Raw genomic sequence first — 26,435 nt, 5'->3', positions numbered from 1 at the left:
CGCATATCTGCAACCCCATCGGCGACCAGTCTGGCGACCCGCTTTCTGGCCCGATTGGCCCGATTGCCGACGGCATTGCCAACGATTTTGCTGGCGGGGTGGCTCGCCGGCTGCATGGGCCCGCGGCCGCCCGTGCCCGATGAGGCCAGCGTCACGCCGCCGGTGGCATGGCGCGTGGACGTGGGGCCGACCGCCGCCATCGAGCGCGACTGGTGGCAGACCTACGGCGACCCCGAACTGGCCGCGCTCGTGGCCGAGGCGCTGGAATACAACGACGACATCGCCATCGCCGCCGCCCGGGTGCGCGAAGCCGACGCCCAGGCACGCGCCGCCCGTGCAGACCTGTTTCCCACGCTGGATTTCACGGGCAGCGGCAATCGCGCGCGGGCGATCAATGCCTTCGGGCAGGCCGTCGCGCTCAACACGGGGCAGCTGACGCTGGAGGCCTCCTACGAGGTGGACCTGTTCGGCCGCATCCGCGATGCCGTTGGCGCGGCCCGCGCCAACGCGCTGGCCAGCAAGGCCGCGCGCGACACCACGATCCTGTCCGTGGCCGCAGCCACGGCGCGCGGCTATATCACGCTGCGCGCGCTCGATGCCCAGCTGGAAGTCGTCAGGCAGACGCTGCTGTCGCGCGCCGATGCGTTGCGGCTGGCGCGGGACCGCGCGCGGGCCGGCTATACCTCCCAACTCGAATACGAGCAGGCCCGCGCCGAGTACGAATCGACGGCACAGGCCGTGCCGCAGGCCGAACTGGCCGTCGCGCGGCAGGAAAACGCACTCGGCGTCCTGATCGGCAAGCCGGACGCCGGCGCCATCGCGCGGGGGCGGACCTTGCAATCGCTGCAGCAGCCCGCCGTACCGGAAGGACTGCCATCGGACCTGCTGCGCCGCCGCCCGGACATCGCGCAGGCGGAATACAACCTCGCGGCCACCGACGCCAGCCTTTCCGCAGCGCGCAAGGCCTACCTGCCCCGCATTCCCTTGTCGGCAGCGGGCGGACTGGTCTACGTCACCGGCCTGGCCAATCCGATCCGAATCTGGTCGATCGGCGGCAGCGTGCTGGCGCCAATCTTCGAGGGCGGGCGGATCGTGGCGGGTGCCGATGCCGCCGCGGCACGGCGCGACGAGGCCGCCTTCGCTTACCGGCGCGTGGCGCTGACGGCCTTTCGCGAGGTCAACGACAACCTTGCCGCCGTGCAGAAGCTGGGAGAGCAGGAACAGCGGCTGCAACAGCAGCGCGACGCGCTGGCCGCCGCGTTGCGGCACGCCACCAATCGCTACCGCGCCGGCTATTCGCCCTACCTGGAACAGCTCGACGCCCAGCGCCAGCTGTTCAACGCCGAACTGAGCCTGATCTCCGCCCACGCGGACCGCCTCAATGCCAGCGTGGCGCTCTACCAGGCGATGGGAGGCGGCTGGCGGCAATAAGAATTGCTTATGGCCGTAGTCGGCGATTGAATTTCTCCTGCCGGGCCGGCTCGGCTAGAGTGGGCGCCAGCATGGGCAAGCCCGATGACCGGGCCCCGACAATCGCCCGCTACAGGAGACCACATGCTTCGCACCCACCGCGCCCTGGCAGGCCTTGCCACGGCCTTCGCGCTCGCCGCAACCGGCGCCGCGCACGCCGACACCTATCCATCCAAGCCCATCCAGATGATCGTGCCGCAGGCACCCGGCGGCACCAACGACATCGTCGCGCGCCTGGTGGCGGCGGACCTGTCGCAGCGGCTGGGACAGCAGGTCGTGGTGGAAAACCGCCCGGGAGCCGGCGGCAACATCGGCACGCAGACCGCGGCGCGCGCCACGCCGGACGGCTACACGCTGCTGATGACGATCAGCAGCACGCAGGCCATCAACCCGTCGCTGTATCGCCAGATCCCGTTCGATCCCGTCAAGGATTTCGATCCGATCGCCCCGGTGGCCAGCGTGCCCAACGTGCTGGTGGTCAACCCGGCCTTCCCGGCCAAGTCGATGGCCGAGCTGATCGCGCTGGCCAAGGCCAAGCCGGATTTCTACCGCTATGCGTCGGCCGGCAACGGCACGCTGAATCACCTGTTGGGCGAGATGCTGAACAGCATGGCGGGCATCAAGCTGGAGCATGTGCCGTACAAGGGCGTGGCCCCGGCACTCAATGACGTGTTGGGCAACCAGGTGCCGATGGCATTCGCGAGCCTGCCGTCCGTGCTGGCCCACATCAAGGCGGGCAAGGTACGCGCGCTGGGCGTGAGTTCCGCCAAGCGCTCCCCGTTCGCACCGGACATCCCGGCGATCGGCGAGACCGTGCCCGGTTATAGCGGCGATCTGTGGGTCGGCCTGTTTGCGGTGCGCGGCACACCGAAGGACGTGACGCAGAAGCTGGCCACCACGCTGCAAGCCGCGCTGGCCGACAAGGCATTGCGCGACAAGCTGGCCGCACAGGGCGCCGAGGTGCTGACCGGCACGCCGCAGCAGTTTGCCGGCATGCTCAAGAGCGATATCGACAAGTGGGGCAAGATCGTCAAGGCCTCGGGCGCGCAAGTGGATTGAGCCGAGACCGACACCCGGCCAGGGATTTCCCGAATGTCTGCGCCATGTCCGCGTATCATCGCGGACGCCTCCGACACGCCTGAAATCCCCGTTCGACCATGCCTGACCATACGTTGCTGTCCGCCCTGCTCATCTTTGGACTCGGGGGGGTGCTCGGCGGCGTGGGCGGGCTCTTTGGCATCGGCGGCGGCCTGATCGCCATCCCCGCGCTGGGCCTGCTCTACGGCATGGACCAGCAACTGGCGCAGGGCACCTCGCTCGTGATGATCGCGCCCAATGTGGTGATCGGCTTCTGGCAATACCGCAAGCGCGCGAATATCGAACTCAGGACGGCCATCGTCCTGGGTCTTTCCGCCGTGCTGGCCACCTACGCCTCGGCCCGTCTGGCCACTTCCCTCGACGCCCAGCTGCTGCGCCGGATCTTCGCGGTGTTCATGATCGGCCTGGCCCTTTACTTCCTCTGGCGCCTGCTGCCCGGACGCGCGGCAACGCAACCGCAGGCACGGCTCTCATCGCGCTGGATTCCGGCGCTGGGCGCCGTGGGCGGTGCGTTCTCGGGATTCTTCAGCGTGGGCGGCGGCGTCGTGGCCGCACCGGCGCTGGTCGGCCTGTTCGGCATGCGGCAGGCCGTGGCGCAGGGCCTGGCCCTGGCGCTGGTAACGCCCGGCGCCGTCGTCGCGCTTTCCACCTACGCGCAGGCCGGTCACGTCGACTGGTACAGCGGCATTCCGCTGTCTCTTGGCGGCATGCTGACGATCTCCTGGGGCGTGGCGCTGGCGCACCGCATGCCGGAGCGCCGGCTGCGCGCGGCGTTTGCGCTCTGCCTGATCGCGACGGCCATCGTGATGCTGGTGCGCGGCTAGCAACTGGCGGCTGAAGACTCAAGGCTCAAAGCTCCCCCCTCTGCCACGGCACGCGGCTGCCGGCACCCGGCCGGACTCGCCGCGCGAGACGCCCCTACCCCGCTACGAGTTGCTTGCGCGCGGTCATGCTGTGCATCAGGCCGAAGGACAACATGGTCGCGCCCGCGATCAAGGCCGGGATGCCTACCAGCGCGAACAGCGTCGGCATGCCAAGCCCCATCGACATCATCGTCGCGCCGCCCACCGATCCCACGACGGAGCCCATGCGGCCCACGCCATTGGCCCAGCTGACGCCGGTGGCGCGGCAATCGGTCGGATAGAAGCCGGCGCTCAGCGCATTGGCGCCCACTTGCGAACCCGAGATGCAGAAGCCCGCCAGGAACACCGCCACGCCGGCGGCAACCGGCGCATCGGCCAGGTTGCCGATGGCGGCGATGAACACGCCCGCCAGCGCATAGCTGCCCGCCAGCACAAAGCGCGGATTGAAGCGGTCCATCAGCCAGCCCAGTGCGATGGCACCGACGGTGCCGCCCACCTGGAACATCGTCGTCACCAGCGCGGCGGTGCGCAACGACATGCCGGTGCTGCGCAGGAACGTGGGCAGCCAGCTGGACAGCAGGTAGATCACCAGCAGGCTCATGAAGAATGTCAGCCAGAACAGCAGCGTGCCGCGCAGCAGTTCCGGCTTGAACAGGTGCCGCGCCGGCGATCCGACCGGGCGTTCGGATACGGTGAACGTGGCGCCGCGCAGGTCGGCCGTGGGTGCGATGCGCTGGAGCGTGGCCACCACGCGCGCCGGCTCGGCGCCCGTCATCACCAGGTAGCGCACCGATTCCGGCAGCAGCCTGACGAGCGCAACCGCCAGCACCAGCGGCAGCACGCCGCCGACCACCAGCACCGATCGCCAGCCATAGGCCTCGATCAGCCCCGCCGATGCCAGCCCGCCCAGAGCAGACCCGAGCGTGAAGCCGCAGAACATCGTCGTGACCAGGAATGACCGGCGCTTCTCCGGACAGAACTCGGAGGTCAGCGTGATGGTGTTCGGCATGGCGCCGCCGAGCCCCAAGCCCGTGAGAAAGCGCAGCGCGATCAGCTCCCACAGCTCGCCGGACCATGCCGACGCCAAACTCGCCACCCCGAAGAACAGCACGGAGAAGATGAGGATGCGCTTGCGGCCGTAGCGGTCGGCCAGCGGACCAAACAGGAACGCGCCCGCCATCAGCCCGGCGAGTCCCGCGCCAAACAGTGGCGCAAGGTGGGCGGGCGAGAGCTGCCAGTCGGCACGGATTGCCGGCGCGATAAAGCCGATGGCGGCCGTATCGAACCCGTCGATGGCGACGATCAGAAAGCAGAGCACGACGATCGTGACCTGAAACGCCGATAGCGGCTGACGGTCAATGAAAGCGGTAACGTTGAGCGGTTGGCTGGCAGGCATGGTGTCTCCTCCGTGGTTGCCAGTGAATGGGCGAGCGAACGGCAGCCGGCGATGTCGATGGCTCGCCTGGCTTGCCGGAAGTACGGCTTGATTCGGAATGCGGTCCGGATGGGTGCGGATGCAGCCCTTATTCGGCCCCTACGCGGCCCGGGTGTGCCCCCGGTGCCTCATAGCCAAGGCGTCTGGCTCAAGGCGCGTTCGGCGCGCCAGCCATGCAGCCACTGCAGCGCGTCGTAGAACTGCGCTTGCGTGCGGCCGGTCCAGAGCGTGTTGCGCACGAAGCGGTCCACGCCTTTCGCGTGATAGACCCGGCCCATGTCGCGGGCGGCGTACAGCACGCGCGCGGTGCGTGGGATGCGGGCCTGCTCATACAGCCTGAAGGCCTCGACGAAGTCGCCATCGGTCGCTTCCACGGCGGCACCCAGCGTCACCGCATCTTCCAGCGCCTGGCAGGCGCCCTGCGCGACGTATTGCGTCATCGGGTGCGCGGCATCGCCGAGGATCGTGGCGCGGCCAAAGCTCCAGCGCTCCACGGGATCGCGGTCGGCCGTGGCCCAGCGCTTCCACGACGTCGGGCGGTCCAGCATCTGGTGTGGCAGCGGATGGATGCCTTCGAAGTACGACAGCACTTCCTCCTTGCTGCCATCGCGCACCCCCCATGTTTCCTGCTCGCGGCTGTGGAAGGTGACGACGAGGTTGTACTGCTGGCCGCCGCGCAGCGGGTAATGCACCAGATGGCAATGCGGGCCGGCCCACACCACCGGCGCGTTGACTTGCAGATCCTCGGGCATGTTGCCGACATCGACCACCGCGCGATACACCACGTGGCCGGTCACGCGCGGCTCGTCGCCGATCAGCGCATGACGGATCGCGGATTTCACGCCATCGCAGCCGATCACCGCGTCAGCGGTATGCCGCTCGCCGCGCTGGTCGATCACCGTCACGCCGTTGTCGTCCTGATGCAGCGCATGCACCTGCGTGGCCGTACGGAACGTGATCAGCGGGTGATCCTGCACAGCTTCCAGGATCGACAGGTGAATGTCGGCGCGATGGATCACCGCGTACGGATTGCCGAAACGCTCGCGATAGGCAGCGCCCACGTCGACGCGCGCGATGTCGCTGGCGTCGATGGCATCGCGCAGGTTCAGGTAATCCGTGAAGACGGCGCGGCCACGGGCCGCCTCGCCTACGCCCAGCGCGTCGAGTGCCGCAAAGGCGTTGGCCGCCAACTGGATGCCGGCGCCGATTTCGCCGATCTTCTCGGCCTGCTCCAGCAGTTCGACCCGCACGCCCTTGCGTGCGAGGGCCAGCGCCGCGGCCAGCCCGCCGATGCCGCCGCCGACGATCAGGACCTTGCGCGAGGTGTTGGTAGAGGGTTTCATCGTTGTCTCCTGGCCTGCTACGACCTTGTTCGAAAACAGCCGTCAGGCCGTGAAATCGGGTTGGCGGCCCGGGGCCGCCTGGGCAAACGCGGGATGCACGCTGGCATGCGTGTACACAGCCATGGCCCGTTCAAATTTCTCCAGGTCGCAACCCATGCGCAGGGCGTTGGCCACCTGCGGCACCAGGGCGACGTCGGCCAGCGTCGGCGCGTCGCCGAAGCACCAGCGGCCACGGCCGTGGCGCGCCAGCAGTCGCTCCACGGCCGCCATGCCCTCGTCGATCCAGTGCCGATACCAGGCGGACTTCTGCTCGGGCGTCACCTTCAGCACATCCTCCAGGTAGCGCAGGATGCGCAGGTTGTTGACCGGGTGCATATCGCAACTCACCACGCTCGTCAGTTCCAGCACCCGGGCGCGCAACTCGGTCTCCAGCGGAATCAGGCGCGGCACCGGATGGCGCGCATCAAGGTAGTCGATGATCGCCAGCGACTGGCCCAGCCGGAAATCGCCATCCACCAGCGCGGGCACGGTGGCGGACGGGTTGATGCCCTCGACGTACTCCGCCTCGTGGTGCTGCCCCTTGCGAATGTTCACGGGCAGGTAGTCGTACGGCAGGCCCTTCAGCGCCAGCGCAATGCGCACGCGGTAGGACGTGGAACTGTTGAAGAAACTATAGAGCTGCATGATGCGTTCGCCTTCCCTCGTTGCGACTCAGATGACTGCGACCTTGAGTTCGCCGAGCCCATCGACGCCAGTCACCATGGTGTCGCCACGCTTGACCGCGCCCACGCCTTCCGGGGTGCCGGTGAAGATCACATCGCCCGGTTCCAGGCGGAAGAACTGCGAGAGGTACGCCACGGTTTCCGCCACCGACCAGATCAGGTGCGATACGTTGCTGCGCTGCTTCGTCTCGCCGTTCACGGTCAGCCAGACGGCGGCGTCCTGCGGGTGGCCGATCTCGCTGGCGCGGTGGATCGGCGCGACCGGCGCGGAGGCATCGAACGCCTTGCCGATTTCCCACGGCCGGCCCATTTCGCGCATCTTCATCTGCAAGTCGCGACGGGTCATGTCCAGGCCGGTGGCGTAGCCCCAGACGTGCGACAGCGCGTCGTCCACGGCGATGTCCGAGCCGCCCTTGCCGATCACCGCCACGAGCTCAGCCTCGTAGTGATAGTTCTGCGTCTGGGTCGGATACGGAAGCTCCAGCGTCTTGCCGTACGGCACTGGCACGATGGCGTCGGCCGGCTTGCAGAAGAAGAACGGCGGCTCGCGATCCGGATCGAAGCCCATTTCGCGGGCATGGGCGGCGTAATTGCGGCCTACGCAGTACACGCGGCGCACGGCGAAGGTGTCATCGCTGCCGACGACGGGGATGGCAACGGTAGCGGGCGGGGGAAAGACGTAGGACATGGTCGGGTCTCGTGAATCGAAAGGGTGAGCGGGGGCTGCGACGGTGCCCGGGGGCACGTCGTGGCAACGGTTTTGAAATGGATTAAGGGCCGGGGTGTTGCGGATCAGGTGCGCGCTTCGCGCAGCAGGTTCAGCGCCGACAACACCGGGCGGTCCGAGTAGCTGAACAGCACCGCGTCATCGACGGCGGCAAGCTGCACCGGGGCCCAGGACGGCGCGACGAAGACATCGCGCGGCTCGAACTGGAACTGCTCGTCGCCGATGCGCACGGTGCCGCGGCCTTCCACCACGCTGTAGACGGTGGCATCGGTGCTGCGATAGGTCTTTCCCTGGAAGCCTGCGGGCAGGTACTGCATGAACGTGGCGATGGTCGGCATCGGCCAGCCGCCTGTGGCGGGGTTCACATAGCGCAGCTTCACGCCATCCCACGGATCGAGCTCGCCATTGCGGTAGAGCTGGTCGAGCGCTTCGCGCGACCGCGCATAGGGATACGAGAAGATCGGCGAGGTGGGATCGGTCACGCGATGCCGCACGGGCACCATGTTGTGGCCGAAGCGCGCCAGGCTGTCGCCCTCGGGGCGCGTGACGGGCTGCTGGGCTTCCGGGTAGTTTTCGGCAAACCCGGCGTCGAACTGCTGCACCAGCGGAATGTCCAGGCCATCGAGCCAGATCACCGGCTCGCCGCCTTCGTCCGCCGACGGATTGCCGTGGTCATGCCACGTCCACGACGGCGTGATGATGAAATCGCCGGGATGCATGGTGGTGCGCTCGCCGTTGACGGCGGTCCAGGCGCCCTTGCCTTCCACGATAAAGCGCAACGCGGATTGCGTATGGCGATGGCTTGGCGCCACTTCGCCCGGCAGGATCAGCTGCAGGCCGGCGTAGAGCGTGGAGGTGATGCTGGACTTGCCGGGAATGCCGGGGTTTTCCAGCACCAGCACGCGGCGCACGGCTTCTTCCGCGCTGATCACGCTGCCGGCCTGCATGACCAGCGGGCGCACCTGCTCGTACTTCCAGATGGCCGGCACGATCTGCGGCCGGGGCTCGCGCGGCACCAGCGCGTGCAGGGACTCCCAGAGCGGGGTCATGTGGCTGCGGCCGATGCGCTGGTAGTAGGCGACGCGATCCGGTGCGATCTCCACACCTTCGACGACGCGGGCAGTGGCGGTATTCGACATGCTGTCTCCGTTACTTTTTGTCGATGCCGTTTTGAGGCAGCGAACTGTTGATTGGATTTATACGCCGCGCCCTATAAGATTTGAAATGAAGTTTTGATCTTATGTATATCTTTCACGGTATAGGTGGAACGCAATGGACTGGACCCAGCGGCTCAGGCTGCGCAATCTTCAGATGCTGTTGAGCCTGGCGGAGACCGGCAACATGAGCCAGTCGGCCACGCTGCTCAATACGACGCAGCCGGGGCTGTCGAAGTGGCTCAAGGATCTCGAGGACGATATCGGCCTGCCGCTGTTCGAGCGCCAGGCGCGCGGCCTGCGGCCGACGCCGTATGGCGAATCGCTAATCGAGCATGCGCGCCGGATCGAAGCCCAGCTAGACAGCGCGCGCGACGACCTGCAGGCCATGCGCGATGGCGGCAGCGGGCTGGTGGTGGTGGGCACCTCGGGGGCGTCGTCCGCCGATACCGTGCCGCTGGCGGTGCTCCACCTGTTGCAGCGCCAGCCGCGCGCGCAGGTACGGCTGGTGGAGACGACCATGGACCGGCTGATGAGCCAGCTCGCGCGCAGCGAGATCGACATCGTGGTCGGCCGCTCCGCGCCGGAGTTGCAGGACCCGCAGATCCGGGCCGAATCGCTCTACATGGAGCCGATCCACTTTGTCGCCCGGCCACGGCATCCGCTGGCGACGCGCGGCGACGTCACGTGGCAGGACCTGCGCGCGTATCGCTGGGTGGTCTGGCCGCGCGGCACGCCGATCCGCAATGCCCTGGAAGGGGCGCTGGCCAGCGCGGAACAGTCGCTACCGGCCGATATCGTGGAAAGCAACTCGACCGTGCTGAATCTCACGCTGCTGAACAACAGCGACATGATCGGCCTGGCCTCGCACCGGACCGCGCGACGGCTGGAGGAGCTGGGCGCGCTGAAGATCGTGCCGCTTCGACTGGCGGGCTTTGGTTCGGTGTCGATGTACTGGCGCGATGACGGGATCAAGCGCGCCGCGGTGGCGACGATGCTGGACTGCCTGCGGCGCGCGGCGGAGCGGGCGCCCGTCGAGGACGTGGCGCCGCTTGGGGCCACCTGACCCGCACGCGCCCTCTCATTGTCTACTTCCGTCGTCTACTTCCGTCGTCTACTTCCGGAACACCAGGCTGAAATTGTTGGCCGGCATCGCCACGGGCGCGTCGCACGTCATGCCCTGCGCGGCCCCCAGCGCGATGACCGCCTCCATATCCCGCACCCCCCATTCCGCATCGGCCGCGCGTAGTTGCGTGTCGAACGCCTCGTTGCTCGGCGCCGTATGCGCGCCGTTGCGGCGATACGGCCCGTAGAGGTAAAGCACCCCGCCCGGCCCGAGCCGCTTGCCGGCGCCGGCGAACAGCGCCTCGGTAGCCGCCCACGGCGAAATGTGGACCATGTTGATGCAGACCATGGCCGCCACGCGGTCGATCCCCCACGGCTCGGCGCATACGTCGATTGCCAACGGCGGCAGGACGTTCGACACGCCGGCATGGGCGGTCCACGCGGCGATCGACTCGCGCGAGGTCGCGTCCGGATCGCTCGGTTGCCATGTCACGCCGGGCAGCGCACCAGCGAAATGGACCGCGTGCTGGCCGGTGCCGCTGGCGATCTCCAGCACGGTGCCGGACGCCGGCAGCACATCACGCAGGACCGCAAGGATCGCCTCGCGATTACGATCGGTGGCAGGTGCCATGCGGCGTGCGGAGGGATCGGGGGACGGGCTGGTCATGGGGGCTCCTGTGAAATGCAACCCGGAATGGTGGCACAAATTGGCGCCCCGGATTGGCTGCCCGGATGGCGGCATCCGGGCCGCGTCGCCCACAAGGGTAGCAGGCCCGCCGCATCTGCACAGATGGCGCGGCGGGCCCGCGCCGGTCAGCCCTTCGACAGACGAATGCTCGACGGCGTGGCCGTCAGGTAGCCCACGGCCGCGCCGAAGCGGTCCTTGTAGTTGGCCCGGATCAACGGATCGAGTGTCGGCTTGACCTTGTCATGCAGCCCCGCTTCCCAGTCGCCCGGATGCTGGAAGTTGCTCATGATGTAGGTCCATCCGTGAATCTCGTCCACCGCATGCAGGCCGGTGGATTCCGCGCCGGCCGGGCAAGAGAGCACGCGCGACAGCACCTTCGTGTCGACGTTGTACGCCCACAGGAAGTTGTTCACGTGCGTGTTGCTGTCCTCGCCGATAAACAGCGTGCGCAGCGCCTCGGAGAACTTCAGGTTATCCGGCGTCGCCACCTTGTCCGGGTTGGCGAAGTTGCCGAGCGCGTCCTGCGCCTTCCTCGGCCCGCCGCCCAGATCCTCCGACACCAGCGCCGGCACCGGCGCCATGTCGATGGGCACCCACTCGCTCTCGATGCGCGCGCCGGCCTGGTCCGACTGGCCACCGCGCAGGTTCAGCTCGTACACCGCGCCCGAATACGGGCCTTCCACGCGGATATGGCCGGCATTGGCCGCGTTGCCCGCCAGCATGCTGGTCTCGATGCGCGAGATGGCCGAATACGCCTTCTTGTCCGCGATATTGACCGTGGTGCCTTCCATCTTGGTAAAGCCCAGGCTGCCGCCAGCCAGCGCCGCGTAGCGGTGCGTCTCCAGGAAGGCCGCCGCCTTTTCCTGGCCGGGCATCACCTTCACCCAGTTCGGCTTGCCGTCAAAGAGCACGCGCGTGTAGCTGCCGTCTTCCGGATCGGACCACTTGACGTCCATGATGTCGGCCACCTTGATGCCGCCGTCCACGAGCTTGCGGATCTCGGCGCTGCTGGCGCTGCCCAACGGAATCCACGACAGCGTGGCCGCGCCCGGGCCGGTGCCCGACGTCTGGTGCCACCGGCCCACGTAGAGCCTGCCGCTGGAGAGGTCGCGCGGCTTGTCGGCGATGTACAGGAACAGGCCGCCGTTGGTGGCGTCGTCGCCCATCAGCACGGTGCGCTCGTCCGGCATGACCTGCACGAGTTCATGCGAAATGCGGCCGAGGCAGTAGTGCTTGCGGATCGATCCGGTGCCGTCCGGATGCACGGTGACCTCCGGCAGGTGGCCATAGTGATACGGGTTGGCGCGATCGGGGTCACCATACAGGTTCTGGCTGCAGCCGCGCAGCTTCTTGTCGGTGGCGGCACGCGTGGCGTCCGGCTCGTATTCCTCGCTGGACAGGTGCGTATTCCACGGCGACAGGCTGGCGCCGCACGTGATCCACAGCCCGTTCACGCCGGAGGTATCCACGTTGTGATAGCGCACCGGCGTCAGCTTGCCAGTCTTCGGGTTTTGATCCAGCGTGATGACGGCGATCGGGGACGGCAGCATGCCGTGCATCTCCGCGTTGGCCTGGTTGCGCGTCGTGTACTCGAACTGCACGACCGCGAAGACGGTGTTGCCCTTGACGCCCGGCACGCGTGCGCGCGGCAGCGTCAGCAGCGAGCTGCCGTCCGGTCCATCGGAAAAGAAATGACGTGCGCGGCCGGGCACCGAGGTATCCATGATCGGCTGGTTGCGGACGTCGTAGTACCCGCCTGCCAGCACCGGCTGGCCCTTGGCGTCCGGCAGCATGTCGCCCGTGACGAAGAATGGCTGGTACGCCAGCGTGAAGTCCTGGGCGCTGCCATCGGTGTAGGACACCCTGAGCGAAGATCCGACCGTGGTGGTCGCCATCGCCGCCGGGGTATCGAGCCCGGGAGCGGGCATGCCGTTGAAGGCGGCCGAGGCGAATGTGGCGCCCGCCTTGCGCCGGGGCGCGGCGGCCAGTGCTGCCTCCATCGCCCCCATCCCGCCCAGCAGCCCTGCGGCGGCCGTACCAAGCGGTAGCATCGGTGCGCCACCAAGGATCTTCAAAGCCCGGCGACGGGCGGCAACAGGCGTATCGGTCATGGCACGATCAGAAATTGGGGTTGTTGTGGACCAGCAGGCAGGCCCGGCTAGCGGGGCGAGAACCCGGGGCGACGCCGAGCATAAGCCACTTGTGTGACAGCAAGTTGACAAACTCCGGGGTGTCACAAAGCCCGGACCCCGGCTGGGGCGCCGGGCTGCGCTACACTCGCCCTCCTGCACCGCCAGCTTTGACCGAACGGTGCCGCCGGCGCCGCCCGCGCCGCGCGTTTTTGCCCAATTTTGCCGCCTTGCCCACTTATACCCTCGCCGCTCCCGTCCACGCCGACATCGAAATCCGCAAGAGCCGCTTCATCGCGCTGGCCGTGCCGGTGCCGGATCGCGATGCGGCCATGGCCGTCGTCCAGGACCTGCGTGCGCAACACCCCACCGCCACGCACGTATGCTGGGCCCTGCTGGCGGGCGGCCAGTCGGGCATGTCGGACGACGGCGAGCCCTCCGGCACCGCCGGGCGCCCGATCCTGGAGGTGCTGCGCCATCACGATCTGGACGGGGTGCTGGCCGCGGTGGTGCGCTACTACGGCGGCATCAAGCTGGGCGCGGGTGGACTGGTGCGCGCCTATACCGATGCCATCGCCGGCGCGCTGAAAGATGCCGAACGCGTGGAGCGGATCACCTATGCCACGCTGACCGTCGATGTCGACTACGCCGACGAGCCCCGCGTGCGCCGCTGGCTGGACCAGTCGGCGGGCGAAGGCTGCACGCTGGCCGACACGCACTACGATGCGCTGGCCCGGCTGGTGATCCGGCTGCCGGCCACGCTGCGCGCGCAGGCCATCGACACGCTGCGCGACGCCACGCATGGCCGCGCGCAGTTTCCCGACGCCCCCGACGCGGAGACCTGAGATGGCCGATCCGCACGATGACGACACGGCGTACCGCGCCCGCATCCTGCCCGGCGAGACGTGCTTTGCCGCGCCGGCGTCGCTGAGCCTGCTCGAAGCCGCGCTGCTCGAAGGCGTACGCCTGCCAAGCTCCTGCCGCAACGGCACCTGCCGCGCCTGCATCAGCAAGCTCCACGCGGGCAGCGTACGCTACCGGATCGAATGGCCCGGCCTGAGCCCCGACGAGAAGGACGACGGCTTTATCCTGCCCTGCGTGGCCTGCCCGACCAGCGACGTCACGTTCGAACCGGTGGGCATGCCCTGAAGTCAGCCGGCCAGACCCGGACAACCACCACCCCATCCTGAACGGCTAGTGCTGGCTGGCCCCGGCCGCGCCAATGCCGGTCATCGCCCGCACGAACTGCGCACCGTAGCGCAGGCGTTCGGCGCGCGCCTGCGCGGATCGGTCCAGTGCCGATACCAGCCAGGCGCAGGCGAAGGCCAGGGTCATCGAGAACAGCGCCGGATTGGCATAGGGGAAGATCGCCTTGCCATGATGCAGGATCCCCACCCAGACGGTTGGGCCGAGCACCAGCAGCGCCACTGCCGACACCAGCCCGGCCAGGCTGCCCGCCACCGCGCCGCGCGTGGTCAGCCCCTTCCAGAACATCGACAGGAACAGCACCGGGAAATTGACCGAGGCCGCAATCGCAAGCACCAACCCGGACAGGAAGGCGATGTTCTGCTTCTCGAACATCACGCCCAGCACCATCGCCAGCAGCCCGATGACCAGCGTGGCAGCCTTGGAGACGCGGATCTCGTCCTTCTCGCTGGCCTGGCCGCTGCGAAACACGTTGGCGTACAGGTCGTGGGAGACCGCCGATGCCCCCGAGAGGGCCAGCCCGGCCACCACGGCCAGGATGGTCGCGAACGCCACCGCCGAGATGAAGCCGAAGAAAAGATTCCCGCCGATCGCATGCGCCAGGTGCACTGCCACCATGTTGCTGCCGCCAATGATCTTTCCGGCCGCGTCGCGATAGGCCGTATCTGCCCCTACCATCACGATCGCGCCGAAGCCCACCACCAGGATCAACACGTAGAAGTAACCGATGAAGCCGGTGGCATAAAGCACGGACTTGCGCGCTTCCTTCGCGTTTGCCACGGTGAAGAAGCGCATCAGGATATGTGGCAGGCCGGCCGTGCCGAAAATCATGCCCACGCCGAGCGAAATCGCATCGATTGGATTGGACACCAGCCCGCCTGGGGACAGGATCGCCAGTCCTTTCTCGTGCACCTTCGCCGCCCCCGCGAACATGGCTTCCGGGCTATAGCCGAAATGGGCCAGCACCATCACCGCCATGAAGGTGACGCCACCCAGCAGCAGCACCGCCTTGATGATCTGCACCCAGGTGGTGGCCAGCATGCCGCCGAACATGACGTAAAGCACCATCAGTACGCCGACAATGACCACGGCCGATTCGTAACTCGTGCCAAAGAGCAGCTCGATCAGCTTGCCGGCGCCCACCATTTGCGCCACCAGGTACATGATGACTACGGTCAGCGTGCCGAAGGCAGCGGTGATGCGCACCGGTTTCTGGGCCAGGCGGTACGAGACCACATCGGCGAAGGTATAGCGGCCCAGGTTGCGCAGCCGTTCGGCGACGATGAAGAGGATGATTGGCCATCCTGCCACCACGCCCAGCGCGTAGATCAGCCCGTCATAGCCCTTGTCGAACATCATCGCGGAAATACCGAGGAAGGATGCCGCGGATACCATGTCGCCGGCAATCGCCAGCCCGTTCTGGAAACCGGTGAGGCCGCCACCGGCCGCATAGAAGTCCGACGCCGAACGCGTGCGCCGTGCGGCCCATCGCGTGATTCCGAGCGTGAAGACCACGAACAGCAGGAACATCGCGATGGCGCTCCAGTTCAATGGTTGCGGCGTGGTGTCGCCCTGGATGGCGGGCGCCGCCATGGCGGCAGTGCCCGCGAGGCTCAGGACAGCGGCGGACAGCAGATGGTGTACGGGGTTCATGCTTTGCACTCCTTGCGCACGCGCTCGTTGAGCGGGTCGAGATCGCGATTGGCACGGTGCACGTAGATCGCGGTCAGCAGCACTGCCGTGAAGATCACTGCCACCCCAACGGGAACGCCCACCGTCATCACGCCTGATCCGACCGGCGTGCCGAGCGTGGACGGCGAGAATGCCAGCAGCAGGATGAACCCGAAGTAGATGGCCAGCATCGCCACCGTCAACGACCAGCCGAGGCGAGCCCGCCCGCTAGTCAGCCGAATGAAATCGGGGTGATTCTGGATGGATTCCAGTTGTCGCGCGTCCATGATGGTCTCCTTTGGCGCAGGGCCTGGCGTGGCGGCTCTGGGTGGCCGCCATCGCAAGTGGATCAAGGTGAATGGTTCCCTCTTGTGCTTGCGAGAGGGCTGATTGGTGCGTCAGTCGGTGCGTCAGATGGCGCCGACCGGCTGCTCGTGCGTGATTTTCGGGCGCATGTCCACCACGCGCCGCGCCTTGCCGACGACCGTGCGCTCGATACCGTCCGCGGGCACCACCTGCACACGCGTCGTCACGCCCACATACGTCTTGATCCGCTCCTTCAGCTCACGCTCCAGCCCCGCACGGTCATCGTCCGACAGCGAGACCGAGCGCTCGGGCCGCGCCTCGACACGCACCTCCAGCTTGTCCAGGTGGCCGTCGCGGGTCACCACCAGCTGGTACTGCGGCGCCAGCGCAGGCACCTTGAGGATCAGCTCCTCGATCTGCGACGGAAATACGTTCACGCCACGGATGATCAGCATGTCGTCCGAGCGGCCGGTGATCTTGCCGAGCCGCCGCATCGACCGCGAGGTCGGCGGCAGCAGGCGCGTCAGGTCACGGGTGCGGTAGCGGATCACAGGCAGTGCCTCCTTGGTCAACGAGGTGAATACCAGCTCGCCTTCCTCGCCATCGGGCAATACCTCGCCGGTCACCGGGTCGATGATCTCGGCATAGAAGTGGTCTTCCCAGATCACTGGGCCATCCTTGCTCTCGACGCATTCGCTGGCCACGCCCGGGCCCATCACCTCCGACAGGCCGTAGATGTCCACCGCATCGATCCCCGCACGCGCCTCGATCTCGGCCCGCATCGCATCGGTCCACGGCTCGGCGCCAAAAATGCCAACCTTCAACGAACTCTCGGTCGGGTCCATGCCCTGCCGTTCCATTTCCTCGATCAGGTTCAGCATGTACGACGGCGTCACCATGATGATGTCAGGCTGGAACTCGCGGATCAGCTGCACCTGCTTCTCCGTCTGGCCGCCGGACATCGGGATCACCGTGCAACCGGCCTTCTCCGCGCCGTAGTGAGCGCCCAGGCCGCCGGTGAACAGGCCGTAGCCATAGCTGACGTGGACCAGGTCGCCGGGGCGGCCGCCGGCGGCGCGGATGGAGCGTGCCACCACGCTGGCCCAGGTCTCGATGTCCTTCGCCGTGTAGCCGACCACGGTCGGCTTGCCGGTCGTGCCGCTGGACGCATGCACACGCGCCACCTTCTCGCGCGGCACCGCGAACATGCCGAAGGGATAGTTGTCGCGCAACGTCTGCTTGGTCAGGAACGGGAACTTCGACAGGTCGGCGAGCGACTTCAGGTCGTCCGGATGCACCCCTGCCGCGTCGAACGCCTTGCGGTAGTGCGGCACGTTGGCGTAGGCATGGCCCACGCTCCATTTCAGCCGCTGCAGCTGCAGGGCCTGCAATTCGTCACGGCTGGCGCGCTCGATCGGCTCCAGCTCGTTGGGGGTGGGGGTACGTTGGACCATTGTCTACTCCATCTCATTATGATTACGCCGCATGCGTGGCATGCACGCACGGGCGCACTACGGCTGCAGGCAACACATCAGATATGCGAGCGGCTTTGCACCACGCGGAAGCGGTTGGCGACGAAGGCGGCATCCGACAGCGAGGCATTCGCCGCGGGGTTGGCGCCGGTGGCATGGAAGTCGCTGAACGCCGCCGACTGGTTAACGAACACGCCGCTAGTCAGGTTCAGCGACAGCGCCACGCCCGCATCCTCGGCGGCATCACGGATCGCCTCCGTCACGCCCGCGTCGGTGGTGTAGGCGGACAGCGTCAGCGCGCCGTGATCCCTGGCGCCGCGATGGGCCAGCGCGATGCTGTGAGCGGTGCTGTCAGTGGCAACCACGAAGGAAATCGGGCCGAACAACTCCTGCATGATCTTGCCTTCGTCGCTGGCATCCACTTTCAACACCAGCGGCGTGCGAATGCGCGCGCCGGGAAATTCCGGGTGCTCCAGCACGCGACTGTCGGCGACGATCTCGCCCAGCGCGCGCGACGCCTCGATGCGTGCCACCACGCCATCGTTCTGAATGGCCCCCAGCAGCTCGACGGCCTTCGCCGGGTCGCCCGTGAGTCGGGTCACCGCCTCGCCGATCGCGGCGGCAACCTGGTCGAAGCCCAGATGGCCTTCCGGCGTATCGATGCCATCCTTCGGCACGTAGATATTCTGCGGCGCCGTACACATTTGGCCCGAATACAGCGACAGCGACAGCGCGATATTGCGCACCATGCCCTTGAAGTCGCTGGTGGAGTCGATGACGATCTGATTGACGCCGGCCTTCTCTGTGTAGACCTGCGCCTGATGCGCATTGCGCTCCAGCCAGTCACCGTTGGCGGTGCTGCCGGTGAAATCGATCAGGCGTACTTCGGGGCGCAGCGCTAGCTGCGACGCCATGCGTTCGGTCGGATCATTGGCCACGAGCGTGACCAGGTTCGGATCGAAACCCGCTTCCTGCAGCACCTCGCGCGCCACTTCCACGGTGATCGCCAGCGGCAGGATCGCGCCCGGGTGCGGCTTGACCACCACCGCGTTGCCGGTGGCGAGGCTGGCGAACAGGCCCGGGTAACCATTCCAGGTCGGGAACGTGCAGCAGCCGATGACCAGGCCCACGCCGCGCGGCACCACGGTGTAACGCTTCTCCATGCGCAGCGGTTCGTTCTTGCCCTGCGGCTTTTCCCAGATGGCCCGCTTCGGAATCCGGTGCATCTCGTCCCAGGCGTAGGCCACGGCTTCCAGCCCGCGATCCTGCGCGTGCGGGCCACCGGCCTGGAAGGCCATCATGAAGGCCTGCCCCGTGGTGTGCATGACCGCATAGGCAATCTCGAAGCTGCGGCGGTTCAAGCGCTGCAGGATTTCCAGCGACACGCCGACCCACGCTTCCGGACCCGCCTTGCGCCACGCGGGCATGCCCTCCGCCACGCCGGCAAAGAGCTGGTCGAGATCGGGCTTCGGATAGATGATGCTCAGTTCCTGGCCGTATGGCGAAACTTCCTTGCCAGCCTGGCCGATAACCCCTGGCTGGGTCAGCGCGAACGGCCGGTTCAGCCGCGCCTCGAAGGCGGCCTTGCCATCGGCGTTCGCCGTTTCGCCATAGGCCCTGGGGCTTGGCATTTCCGGGAAGGGACTCCAGTAGCCGCGCTCGGCGATGGCTTGGGTGGCTTGTTCCAGCAGCGCCTGGTGGCGTTCGAAAAAGGGATGGGACACGAGTTGCTCCGGGGGGCGAATTGAATTCTGGGTGTCTGGGGCTGGCAGCGGGCGGGCAGGAGCCGCCTCAGGTTTCCTGGTCGAAATCGAGCACCAGCTTGTCGCTGATGGCGTAGCTCTGGCAGGTCAGGATGAAGCCGCGCGCCACCTCGTAGTCTTCCAGCGCGAAATTGATATCCATGTCGACTTCGCCTTCGATGCGCTTGCAGCGGCAGGTCGAGCAAACCCCACCCTTGCAGGAGTACGGCAGCTCGATGCCCTGCGCCAGCGCGGCGTCCAGCACCGATTCCTTTTGCTTCTCCAGCGTGAACGACCGTGTGCGGCCGTCCTGGATGACCGTGACCTCGCACTGCTGCCGGCCGACCTGATTGTGGGCACGCGCCGCTGGCCGGGCGGACGGGATGCTGGTGGCAAACAGCTCGCGCTTGATGTGGTGCTGGCTCACGCCGCCGGCGACCAGCGCCTGGGAGACTTCCTCCATCATCGAATGCGGGCCGCAGATGAAGGCCACGTCGATGTCCTGCGGACTGATCCAGTGCCTGAGCAGCGCATTGACCTTGTCCCCATCGAGGCGGCCGTTGAACAAGTCGATGTCGAGCTGCTCGCGGCTGAGCACGAACACCAGGTTGAAGCGCCGCAGGTAGGTATCCTTCAGGTCTTCCAGCTCTTCCTTGAACAACACGGACGACGAGGCGCGGTTGCCATAGATGAGCGTAAAGCGGCTGTCGGGCTCGGCATGCAGCGTGGTCTTGATGAGCGACAGCATCGGCGTGATGCCGCTGCCGGCAGCGAATGCCACATAGTGCTTCGCGTTGGCGGCCGACAGCGGTACGTGAAAGTTACCGGACGGCGGCATCACTTGCAGTGTCATGCCCGGTGCCAGGTGCTCATTGGCCCAGTTGGAGAACAGGCCACCGTCGACGCGCTTGATCGCCACGCGCAACTGCTCGTCCTGCACCGCGGAGCAGATCGAGTAAGACCTGCGGACGTCTTCGCCATCGATATCGGTGCGCAGCGTCAGGTGCTGGCCCTGCATGTATCGATAGGTGTGGGCCAGGTCTTCCGGGACGGCAAAGGTCACCGCCACCGCGTCGCGGGTTTCTCGCGTGACCGAAGCTACGGTCAGATCATGGAATTTGCTCATATCGCCATCTCTTTCGCTGCCCGATGCGGGTCAATGCGCCTTGAAGTAGTCGAACGGCTCCTTGCAGTCGCCGCAGCGGTACAGGGCCTTGCAAGCGGTGGAGCCAAACTGGCTGACCACGCGTGTGTGGCGCGAGCCGCAGTGCGGGCAGACCACCACCGGCGCCTGTGACGCCTTGCGGCCGATGCCGCTGATGTCGATCACCTGCTGCGCAGGCGGCGCGATCCCGTAGCCGCGCAGGCAGTCCTTGCCGCGCGGCGTCATCCAGTCGGTGGTCCAGGCCGGCGCCAGCCGCGTCTGCACGCGCACCTGGTCAACGCCCCGCGCCAGCAGCGTGTGTTCGATGGCCTCGCGGATCACGGTCATCGCCGGGCAACCCGAGTACGTGGGCGTGATGGTGATGACGCAGGCGTCGTCCACCCATGCCACGTCCCGCACGATGCCCAGGTCCACCACCGAGATCACCGGGATCTCGGGATCCGGCACCTCGTCGAGCCAACCCCAAACCTGGCTGACGTCCGCGCGGGCAACCGCTTGCGCTGTCATGGCACTCACCACTGTGCGCCGGGATGGGCGCGTTGCAGGAACTGCATCTCGGCCAGCAGGTAGCCAAGGTGTTCGGTATGGCGGCCATGGCGGCCGCCACTTTGCGACCACGTGCCCGAGGGCAGGCGCAGCGTGGCCGCCTCCAGCACTTCGGCTACATGTTGCCGCCATGGCGCGGCGAGCGTGGCCGGATCGGGAACGATGCCGTCGAGCGCCAGCGCGGCCTCGACCTCATCGGCCTCGAACAGCTCGCCGGTGTACATCCACAGGTCGTCGATGGCGTCCTGCATGCGGCGGTGGCTTTCTTCCGTGCCATCGCCCAGGCGCACCACCAGGTCGCTGCTGCGGCGCACGTGGTAGGTCACTTCCTTGAGCGACTTGGCGGCGATCTCGGCAATGCGCGCATCCGTGGACCGCTGCAGCCCTTCCAGCAGGAAGTAATGCCAGGAATCGAACAGGAATTGCCGCGCCAGCGTATCGGCATAGCTGCCATTGCGCTGCTCCACCAGCAGCAGATTGCGGAACTGGTGTGCGTCGCGCAGAAAGGCGAGCTGGTCAGCGGTGCCGCCCGTCCCCTTCACTTCGGCCGCATAGCCCAGCCACAGGCGGGTCTGGCCGATCAGGTCGAGCGCGACGTTGGTCAACGCGATGTCTTCTTCCAACGCCGGGCCACGGCCGCACCATTCCGACAGGCGCTGGCCGAGCACCAGCGTGGAGTCTCCCAGCCGCAGCAGGTATTCGAGCTTGTGGTCATTCATGGCAATGTCTGGCATCGGGATCAGATGTGCTTGACGGCTTCCGGCATCGGAAAGAACGTCGGGTGCCGGTAGACCTTGCTGTTGGCCGGCTCGAACAGCGGGCCCTTGTCGCCCGGGCTGCTGGCCATCACATCGTCGGCCTTCACCACCCAGACACTGACGCCTTCGTTGCGGCGCGTGTAGACGTCGCGGGCGTTATTGATCGCCATTGCGCCGTCGGGCGCGTGCAGGCTGCCCACGTGCTTGTGGGCCAGGCCATGCTGGCTGCGGATAAAAATCTCCCAAAGCGGCCACTCTTTCATGGCAACCTCCTGTGCAATGCGTTTTCGAGGGGGAGCGGCGTGGTGCGCCGCGAAGAATCAGGCGGCAGCCTGTTCTGAGTGCAGGACCTGCTTGTCGGCGTGGGCCACCAGTCCATCGCGGAACCACACGCCGTCTTCCCATGCCTTCACACGCGTGCGCAGACGGTCACGGTTGCAGGGCCCGTTGCCCTGGATGACGTCGTAGAACTCGGACCAGTCGATCTCGCCGAAGTCGTAGTGGCCACGCTCCTCGTTCCAGCTCAACGCGGGATCGGGGATGGTCAGGCCGAGGTACTCGGCCTGCGGCACGGTCTGGTCGACCATCTTCTGGCGCAACTCATCGTTGGAAAACAGCTTGATACGCCATTGCATGGACTGCGCGCTGTTGGGCGAATCGCCATCGGATGGGCCGAACATCATCAGCGCAGGCCACCACCAGCGATTCAGCGCATCCTGCGCCATCTGCTTCTGCTCCGGCGTGCCGTTGCAAAGCGCCATCATGATGTCGTAGCCCTGGCGTTGGTGGAACGATTCCTCCTTGCACACGCGCACCATGGCACGCGCATAAGGGCCGAACGAGCTGCGGCACAGTGGCACCTGGTTGATGATGGCCGAGCCGTCCACCAGCCAGCCTATCGCGCCAATATCGGCCCACGTGAGCGTCGGATAATTGAAAATGCTGGAGTACTTGGCCTTGCCCACATGCAGGTCACCCAGCATCTGGTCACGCGAAACGCCCAGCGTTTCGGCGGCACTGTAGAGATAGAGCCCGTGGCCGGCCTCGTCCTGGATCTTCGCCAGCAGCACGGCCTTGCGTTCCAGCGTCGGCGCACGGGTAACCCAGTTGCCTTCGGGCAGCTGGCCCACGATCTCCGAATGTGCATGTTGCGAGATCTGGCGGATCAGGGTCTTGCGGTAGGCCTCGGGCATCCAGTCCTTGGCCTCGATTTTGATGCCGGCGTCCACGCGCGCCTGGAACTCGCGCTCCTGCGGCGCCATCTCTTCCATCGTGCGGAGCCTCGTTGCTCCCGTCTCCACCAGCTGTGCGTACATCGTGTGCTCCGCTATTTTTGGCATCCCAACCCGGCGGTTGATCTGCATCAATTTCGTAAGTTGAAACCGATGGTAGTGATACAATTTGATTCAATCAACAGACGTTTGTGTATCACTTTCAGGGACCCTATGACGCCCGCCACTGACACCGAAACCGTCTCCCCCCGCATCGCGCGACTCGCGCGCGGCCTGAAGCTGGGCGCTAACTCGATGCTGGTGACGTTGTTCGGCGATGTGGTGGCCCCACGTCCGCAGGCGGTCTGGCTGGGCAGCCTGATCCGGCTGGCGGCGCCATTCGGCATCAATGACCGTCTGGTGCGCACCGCCACCTTCCGACTGACCGCTGACGACTGGCTAAGCGCAACCCGAATCGGGCGCCGCAGCTACTACGGGCTTTCCACGACGGGACTGCAGCGTGTGCTGCATGCCGGCAAGCGCATTTATTCCGGCGAAGCCGCCGAATGGGATGGCAACTGGACACTGGTGATGGTGCGCGGCGACGTACGCGCCACGATCCGCCAGAAGCTGCGGCGCGAGTTGTTGTGGGAAGGTTTCGGCGCCATCGCACCAGGGGTGCTGGCGCATCCCAATGCGGACCTCGCCTCGCTACGTGAGATCGTCCTGGCAGCGCACGCGCAGGAATATGTAGCGGTAGTGGAAGCCCACGGTCTCGAGGGGTTCTCGATCCGGCCGCTGCAGGTGCTGATGCACCAGACCTTCAAGCTGGGTGACGTGGCCACCGCTTGGGGGGCGCTCGTGCGACGGTTTTCTCCACTTGTTGAAGACGCTGCAGGATTGGCGCCGGTGGATGCGTTCTTCGTGCGCACGCTGCTCGTGCATGAGTATCGGCGCGTACTGCTGCGCGACCCCAACCTGCCCGAGGCGTTGCTGCCGCAGGATTGGCCGGGGCGCACGGCGCGAGAACTGAGCCGTACGCTTTACATGGCCCTGGTCGGCCCGAGCGAAGACTACCTGCACCGCGTGGTGGAGGTGGCGGACGGTTCGCTGTTGGACGCGAGCCAGATCTTGCGCGAGCGTTTTGGTGCCGGCCCGCAGGCGGTGCCTTGACCGGCGGGCCAGTCCAACTGGACTGGCGTGCACAACAGTACGACCGACTTCCCGCAATCGCCAGCGTCCGAATTCGCACCTGGAACGGACTTTCGATCCAGGCCCGCCTGACCCTCAGTCCGTGGCGCGGCCGTTCACGGAAAAAAACCGCAGCGCGATCTTGAGCGCATCAGGCCCGGTGGGGTCCGAGAATGCCTGCCCTGGCGCGCCACCGCTCCACGCGTGGCGCAGCCCTTCGATCTTCACCAGCCGCAGGAATGGGCGGACGCCGGCTTGCCAGTCGAACACGTCCACCGCGCGCCGCGCGCCGCGCCGCACGCGCCGGGGTGGCAAGGCCGCGGGCACCGGGCTACCCGGCGGCAGCAGGTCCAGCCACATGGCGGCCGCCGTGGTGGCGTTGTCGTAGCTCACCACCGTATCGTCGTCACCGTGGAGCAGCAGCAGCGGTGGCGGCCTGCGGCCGGCCAGCGCCAGCCGGGCCGCCACCGGGTCCGGCGAGCGTTCGCCGCGCATGGCGCGCGGCGCCTGCGCGGCGTTGGTGGCGCTGTAGGGCACCGCGCCGGAATGGGACCCCACGGCGGCAAAGCGGTCCGGATAGCGCAGGCCGAGCATCATCGCCATCGCGCCGCCTGCCGACAAACCCAGCGCGCAGACGCGCTCGCCGAGGATCGCATAGCGCCGGCAGACATGGTCGATCATCGACATCAGCAACGCCGCCTCCGATGCGCCGCGCGCGCCGGGCCGGAACCAGTTCCAGCAACGCTGGGCATTGGCCTGCACCGATTGCTCGGGCATCAGCACGACCCAGCGTGCATCCCGCGCGATCGTCGCCACACGGGTGCTGGCGGCAAAGCTGGCAGCGTCCTGTCCGCAGCCATGCAGCAGCACCAGCAGCGGCGCCGGGCGCGCGGCGCTGACGCCGGGCGGCACGAAGATCCGGTAGCGGCGCTGGCCGAGGGACCCGATCCCGAGGCCGAAGCCCCACAGGCCTTCCTCCCAGAAGGCGCCGCCCTTGCTGACCGGCGCCCGCGCGGGCGTGACCACGCCGGTCAGGGCCTGCTGCGCCGCCTTGCTCATGGCGCGGCCCATCGCCTTGCTGACCGCGCGGCCTTGCTCCTTGGCCGTACGCAGGACGGAGTCCGTCACCGAGCGCTGCAGACGCCTGGCACTGCGCGCTGCCTGCTTGCCCAGCGTGGTCCACAGTTTGGTACTGCCCGTGCGCCGCTTCATCCTGCATCGCCCTTTCGTAACCGGTGCTCCGTGGCAAGGTGCCACCGTCGCGATCTTGCACCAGTATCGCGGGCGATTGTGTCAGGTTTTCATGGCAGGGCTTGTCAGAAGGCGCCGCGCAGCGCCAGATCGGCACCGAGCAACAGCAGGCCGCAGAAGAACAGGCGGCGGAAACGGTCGGCGCTGATCCGGTGGCGCAGCCACTGGCCGAAGAACATGCCACCGAGCGCCGGCACCAGCGCCAGCGCGGAGGCGCCCAGCACCGGCGTGTGCAGCAGCGCGCCGCCCAGCGCCAGGCTCACGGCCAGCGCGATCGTGGACACCGTGAAGGACAGCCCGAGCGCCTGGACCATGCTTTCCTTGTCGAGGCCGAGACCCTGCAGGTAAGGCACGGCCGGGATCACGAACACACCGGTCACGGCGGTGATGGCCCCGGTGACCAGCCCGGCCAGCGGCGCCATCCAGCCTTCCATGCGCAGCGGCACGGTCAGCCTGACGGCGGCCAGCCCCATGATGGCGTAGACGATCAGCGCCACGCCGAGCGCGTTGGTCGCATGATCCATCATCTTCGCCGGCACCAGCGCGGCACACAGCCAGGTGCCTGCGCAGATCGCCACCAGCATCGGCCACAGCCGCCGCAGCAGTTGCCCGAAACGCGGCCCGCCAAAAAGCTGGACGACGTTGGTGACCATCGATGGCGCCACCAGCAGCGCGGCGGCCTGCACCGGCGGCATCACGAGCCCAAGCAGACCCACCGCCACCGTGGGCAGGCCCAGCCCGACCACCCCTTTCACAAATCCGGCCAGCAGGAAGGTCAGGCCGATGAAAACGATCTCCTGGCCGGCGTGGAACGTCGACATGCTCTCTACTCCAATGCAATGAACGAACTCAATGCCCGAGCTTAATGCCCGGCCGCGTCGTGCGCCGCGCGGCTGTCGGCCGGCGCTTCGGCGCGCTCGTTGAGGCCGTAGTCGCGTAGCACCTGCGCAACGCGCAACCGGTAGTTGGCAAACACGCCGCCGCGCCCCGCCGCCTGTGCCTGGCGGTGATCGAGCATGTTGCGCCACGCGATGACGGCCGCCTCGTCGCGAAAGAACGAGAGCGACAGCAGCTTGCCCGGCGTGGTCAGGCTCTGAAAGCGCTCCACCGAAATAAAGCCATCGATCTGCTCCAGCGTCGGCTTCAGATGGGCGGCGATATCGAGATACGTATCCTGCCGGCCCGGTGCGGGCTCGACTTCAAAGATCACAGCAATCATGCG

At 66.9% G+C, this 26,435-nt stretch carries 26 protein-coding genes; 7 read left to right on the top strand and 19 right to left on the bottom strand.

All coding sequences use genetic code 11. The features are described from left to right. Positions 1-75 precede the first annotated feature (75 nt). From AC1DOX_RS18315 to AC1DOX_RS18305, 3 genes are all read left to right on the top strand, one after another. Complete coding sequence (locus tag AC1DOX_RS18315) at positions 76-1,431, top strand: efflux transporter outer membrane subunit (protein WP_441619344.1); 1,356 nt, start codon at positions 76-78, stop codon at positions 1,429-1,431. A gap of 123 nt (positions 1,432-1,554) precedes the next feature. Beyond that, positions 1,555-2,529 (top strand): tripartite tricarboxylate transporter substrate binding protein, encoded by a 975-nt coding sequence (locus tag AC1DOX_RS18310; protein WP_441619342.1) that lies wholly within the window; start codon positions 1,555-1,557, stop codon positions 2,527-2,529. Positions 2,530-2,627: 98 nt separating this feature from the next. Continuing rightward, positions 2,628-3,392, top strand: a complete 765-nt coding sequence (locus AC1DOX_RS18305; protein ID WP_441619340.1) for a sulfite exporter TauE/SafE family protein — start codon at positions 2,628-2,630, stop codon at positions 3,390-3,392. Between the two features lie 94 nt (positions 3,393-3,486). Here the strand turns inward: AC1DOX_RS18305 and AC1DOX_RS18300 are convergent, their stop codons facing one another. From AC1DOX_RS18300 to gtdA, 5 genes are all read right to left on the bottom strand, one after another. Next, positions 3,487-4,827 carry an MFS transporter gene (locus AC1DOX_RS18300; RefSeq protein WP_441619338.1) on the bottom strand — a complete coding sequence of 447 codons (1,341 nt, stop codon included), beginning with the start codon at positions 4,825-4,827 and terminating at the stop codon, positions 3,487-3,489. Positions 4,828-4,994: 167 nt separating this feature from the next. Next, positions 4,995-6,209: a 3-hydroxybenzoate 6-monooxygenase gene (locus AC1DOX_RS18295; RefSeq protein ID WP_441619336.1), complete on the bottom strand. Its 1,215-nt coding sequence runs from the start codon at positions 6,207-6,209 to the stop codon at positions 4,995-4,997. A gap of 42 nt (positions 6,210-6,251) precedes the next feature. Further along, positions 6,252-6,893 (bottom strand): maleylacetoacetate isomerase, encoded by a 642-nt coding sequence (gene maiA / locus AC1DOX_RS18290; protein ID WP_092141667.1) that lies wholly within the window; start codon positions 6,891-6,893, stop codon positions 6,252-6,254. Between the two features lie 27 nt (positions 6,894-6,920). Then, entirely contained in the window at positions 6,921-7,619 is a 699-nt protein-coding gene (locus AC1DOX_RS18285) for a fumarylacetoacetate hydrolase family protein (RefSeq protein WP_441619333.1), read from the bottom strand. 104 nt (positions 7,620-7,723) lie between these two features. Further along, positions 7,724-8,797, bottom strand: a complete 1,074-nt coding sequence (gene gtdA, locus AC1DOX_RS18280; RefSeq protein ID WP_441619331.1) for a gentisate 1,2-dioxygenase — start codon at positions 8,795-8,797, stop codon at positions 7,724-7,726. A 133-nt stretch (positions 8,798-8,930) separates the two neighbouring features. Here gtdA and AC1DOX_RS18275 point away from each other — a divergent pair, with 133 nt between their 5' ends. Further along, positions 8,931-9,878, top strand: a complete 948-nt coding sequence (locus AC1DOX_RS18275) for a LysR family transcriptional regulator (protein WP_092141676.1) — start codon at positions 8,931-8,933, stop codon at positions 9,876-9,878. Positions 9,879-9,926: 48 nt separating this feature from the next. Here AC1DOX_RS18275 and AC1DOX_RS18270 read toward each other — a convergent pair whose 3' ends face one another. Next, complete coding sequence (locus tag AC1DOX_RS18270; protein ID WP_441619329.1) at positions 9,927-10,544, bottom strand: DUF938 domain-containing protein; 618 nt, start codon at positions 10,542-10,544, stop codon at positions 9,927-9,929. 146 nt (positions 10,545-10,690) lie between these two features. Continuing rightward, positions 10,691-12,676, bottom strand: coding sequence for a PhoX family protein (locus AC1DOX_RS18265; protein ID WP_477114047.1), 1,986 nt, complete (start codon positions 12,674-12,676; stop codon positions 10,691-10,693). Between the two features lie 248 nt (positions 12,677-12,924). Between AC1DOX_RS18265 and AC1DOX_RS18260 the strand changes: the two genes are divergently transcribed. Together AC1DOX_RS18260 and AC1DOX_RS18255 are read left to right on the top strand one after the other, a co-directional pair. Continuing rightward, positions 12,925-13,539: an IMPACT family protein gene (locus AC1DOX_RS18260; protein ID WP_441619325.1), complete on the top strand. Its 615-nt coding sequence runs from the start codon at positions 12,925-12,927 to the stop codon at positions 13,537-13,539. Position 13,540: 1 nt separating this feature from the next. After that, on the top strand, positions 13,541-13,843 hold the full coding sequence (locus AC1DOX_RS18255; protein WP_441619323.1) for a 2Fe-2S iron-sulfur cluster-binding protein: 303 nt from the start codon (positions 13,541-13,543) through the stop codon (positions 13,841-13,843). A 45-nt stretch (positions 13,844-13,888) separates the two neighbouring features. Here the strand turns inward: AC1DOX_RS18255 and AC1DOX_RS18250 are convergent, their stop codons facing one another. The 9 genes from AC1DOX_RS18250 to paaA all read right to left on the bottom strand — a co-directional run bounded on the left by AC1DOX_RS18250 (position 13,889) and on the right by paaA (position 22,876). Beyond that, positions 13,889-15,553, bottom strand: coding sequence for a cation acetate symporter (locus AC1DOX_RS18250; RefSeq protein ID WP_441619321.1), 1,665 nt, complete (start codon positions 15,551-15,553; stop codon positions 13,889-13,891). Further along, a complete protein-coding gene (locus tag AC1DOX_RS18245) occupies positions 15,550-15,858 on the bottom strand; it encodes a DUF485 domain-containing protein (RefSeq protein WP_441619319.1) in 309 nt (102 codons plus the stop codon). Before AC1DOX_RS18245 ends, AC1DOX_RS18250 begins: the two co-directional genes overlap by 4 nt. A 123-nt stretch (positions 15,859-15,981) precedes the next feature. Further along, the gene (gene paaK / locus AC1DOX_RS18240; protein ID WP_441619317.1) at positions 15,982-17,331 is read right to left on the bottom strand and encodes a phenylacetate--CoA ligase PaaK; all 1,350 of its coding nucleotides are present in this window, start codon (positions 17,329-17,331) and stop codon (positions 15,982-15,984) included. 77 nt (positions 17,332-17,408) lie between these two features. Beyond that, entirely contained in the window at positions 17,409-19,073 is a 1,665-nt protein-coding gene (gene paaN, locus AC1DOX_RS18235) for a phenylacetic acid degradation protein PaaN (protein WP_441619315.1), read from the bottom strand. A 67-nt stretch (positions 19,074-19,140) separates the two neighbouring features. Next, on the bottom strand, positions 19,141-20,217 hold the full coding sequence (gene paaE, locus AC1DOX_RS18230) for a 1,2-phenylacetyl-CoA epoxidase subunit PaaE (protein WP_441619313.1): 1,077 nt from the start codon (positions 20,215-20,217) through the stop codon (positions 19,141-19,143). A gap of 30 nt (positions 20,218-20,247) precedes the next feature. After that, on the bottom strand, positions 20,248-20,763 hold the full coding sequence (gene paaD, locus AC1DOX_RS18225) for a 1,2-phenylacetyl-CoA epoxidase subunit PaaD (protein WP_441619311.1): 516 nt from the start codon (positions 20,761-20,763) through the stop codon (positions 20,248-20,250). A gap of 5 nt (positions 20,764-20,768) precedes the next feature. Beyond that, a complete protein-coding gene (paaC, locus tag AC1DOX_RS18220) occupies positions 20,769-21,521 on the bottom strand; it encodes a 1,2-phenylacetyl-CoA epoxidase subunit PaaC (RefSeq protein WP_441619309.1) in 753 nt (250 codons plus the stop codon). A 20-nt stretch (positions 21,522-21,541) separates the two neighbouring features. Beyond that, positions 21,542-21,823, bottom strand: a complete 282-nt coding sequence (gene paaB, locus AC1DOX_RS18215; protein WP_092141702.1) for a 1,2-phenylacetyl-CoA epoxidase subunit PaaB — start codon at positions 21,821-21,823, stop codon at positions 21,542-21,544. Positions 21,824-21,880: 57 nt separating this feature from the next. After that, on the bottom strand, positions 21,881-22,876 hold the full coding sequence (paaA, locus tag AC1DOX_RS18210; protein ID WP_441619306.1) for a 1,2-phenylacetyl-CoA epoxidase subunit PaaA: 996 nt from the start codon (positions 22,874-22,876) through the stop codon (positions 21,881-21,883). 129 nt (positions 22,877-23,005) lie between these two features. Here paaA and paaX point away from each other — a divergent pair, with 129 nt between their 5' ends. Next, a complete protein-coding gene (paaX, locus tag AC1DOX_RS18205) occupies positions 23,006-23,944 on the top strand; it encodes a phenylacetic acid degradation operon negative regulatory protein PaaX (protein WP_441619304.1) in 939 nt (312 codons plus the stop codon). A gap of 114 nt (positions 23,945-24,058) precedes the next feature. Here paaX and AC1DOX_RS18200 read toward each other — a convergent pair whose 3' ends face one another. From AC1DOX_RS18200 to AC1DOX_RS18190, 3 genes are all read right to left on the bottom strand, one after another. After that, entirely contained in the window at positions 24,059-25,174 is a 1,116-nt protein-coding gene (locus tag AC1DOX_RS18200; RefSeq protein WP_477101476.1) for an extracellular catalytic domain type 1 short-chain-length polyhydroxyalkanoate depolymerase, read from the bottom strand. A gap of 104 nt (positions 25,175-25,278) precedes the next feature. Then, complete coding sequence (locus AC1DOX_RS18195; protein ID WP_441619300.1) at positions 25,279-26,034, bottom strand: sulfite exporter TauE/SafE family protein; 756 nt, start codon at positions 26,032-26,034, stop codon at positions 25,279-25,281. A gap of 41 nt (positions 26,035-26,075) precedes the next feature. Continuing rightward, positions 26,076-26,432 (bottom strand): antibiotic biosynthesis monooxygenase family protein, encoded by a 357-nt coding sequence (locus tag AC1DOX_RS18190; RefSeq protein ID WP_441619298.1) that lies wholly within the window; start codon positions 26,430-26,432, stop codon positions 26,076-26,078. Positions 26,433-26,435 lie beyond the last annotated feature (3 nt).

The organism is Cupriavidus sp. 01L415, assembly GCF_056400065.1.
This window is presented reverse-complemented; position numbering and strand designations above follow the sequence as displayed.

Bases quoted from the DNA above. Each gene is read 5' to 3' on its own strand.
- AC1DOX_RS18310 (WP_441619342.1), top strand. From the start codon at position 1,555: ATGCTTCGCACCCACCGCGCCCTGGCAGGCCTTGCCACGGCCTTCGCG.
- AC1DOX_RS18305 (WP_441619340.1), top strand. From the start codon at position 2,628: ATGCCTGACCATACGTTGCTGTCCGCCCTGCTCATCTTTGGACTCGGG.
- AC1DOX_RS18300 (WP_441619338.1), bottom strand. From the start codon at position 4,827: ATGCCTGCCAGCCAACCGCTCAACGTTACCGCTTTCATTGACCGTCAG.
- AC1DOX_RS18295 (WP_441619336.1), bottom strand. From the start codon at position 6,209: ATGAAACCCTCTACCAACACCTCGCGCAAGGTCCTGATCGTCGGCGGC.
- maiA (WP_092141667.1), bottom strand. From the start codon at position 6,893: ATGCAGCTCTATAGTTTCTTCAACAGTTCCACGTCCTACCGCGTGCGC.
- AC1DOX_RS18285 (WP_441619333.1), bottom strand. From the start codon at position 7,619: ATGTCCTACGTCTTTCCCCCGCCCGCTACCGTTGCCATCCCCGTCGTC.
- gtdA (WP_441619331.1), bottom strand. From the start codon at position 8,797: ATGTCGAATACCGCCACTGCCCGCGTCGTCGAAGGTGTGGAGATCGCA.
- AC1DOX_RS18275 (WP_092141676.1), top strand. From the start codon at position 8,931: ATGGACTGGACCCAGCGGCTCAGGCTGCGCAATCTTCAGATGCTGTTG.
- AC1DOX_RS18270 (WP_441619329.1), bottom strand. From the start codon at position 10,544: ATGACCAGCCCGTCCCCCGATCCCTCCGCACGCCGCATGGCACCTGCC.
- AC1DOX_RS18265 (WP_477114047.1), bottom strand. From the start codon at position 12,676: ATGACCGATACGCCTGTTGCCGCCCGTCGCCGGGCTTTGAAGATCCTT.
- AC1DOX_RS18255 (WP_441619323.1), top strand. From the start codon at position 13,541: ATGGCCGATCCGCACGATGACGACACGGCGTACCGCGCCCGCATCCTG.
- AC1DOX_RS18250 (WP_441619321.1), bottom strand. From the start codon at position 15,553: ATGAACCCCGTACACCATCTGCTGTCCGCCGCTGTCCTGAGCCTCGCG.
- AC1DOX_RS18245 (WP_441619319.1), bottom strand. From the start codon at position 15,858: ATGGACGCGCGACAACTGGAATCCATCCAGAATCACCCCGATTTCATT.
- paaK (WP_441619317.1), bottom strand. From the start codon at position 17,331: ATGGTCCAACGTACCCCCACCCCCAACGAGCTGGAGCCGATCGAGCGC.
- paaE (WP_441619313.1), bottom strand. From the start codon at position 20,217: ATGAGCAAATTCCATGATCTGACCGTAGCTTCGGTCACGCGAGAAACC.
- paaD (WP_441619311.1), bottom strand. From the start codon at position 20,763: ATGACAGCGCAAGCGGTTGCCCGCGCGGACGTCAGCCAGGTTTGGGGT.
- paaC (WP_441619309.1), bottom strand. From the start codon at position 21,521: ATGAATGACCACAAGCTCGAATACCTGCTGCGGCTGGGAGACTCCACG.
- paaB (WP_092141702.1), bottom strand. From the start codon at position 21,823: ATGAAAGAGTGGCCGCTTTGGGAGATTTTTATCCGCAGCCAGCATGGC.
- paaA (WP_441619306.1), bottom strand. From the start codon at position 22,876: ATGTACGCACAGCTGGTGGAGACGGGAGCAACGAGGCTCCGCACGATG.
- paaX (WP_441619304.1), top strand. From the start codon at position 23,006: ATGACGCCCGCCACTGACACCGAAACCGTCTCCCCCCGCATCGCGCGA.
- AC1DOX_RS18200 (WP_477101476.1), bottom strand. From the start codon at position 25,174: ATGAAGCGGCGCACGGGCAGTACCAAACTGTGGACCACGCTGGGCAAG.
- AC1DOX_RS18195 (WP_441619300.1), bottom strand. From the start codon at position 26,034: ATGTCGACGTTCCACGCCGGCCAGGAGATCGTTTTCATCGGCCTGACC.
- AC1DOX_RS18190 (WP_441619298.1), bottom strand. From the start codon at position 26,432: ATGATTGCTGTGATCTTTGAAGTCGAGCCCGCACCGGGCCGGCAGGAT.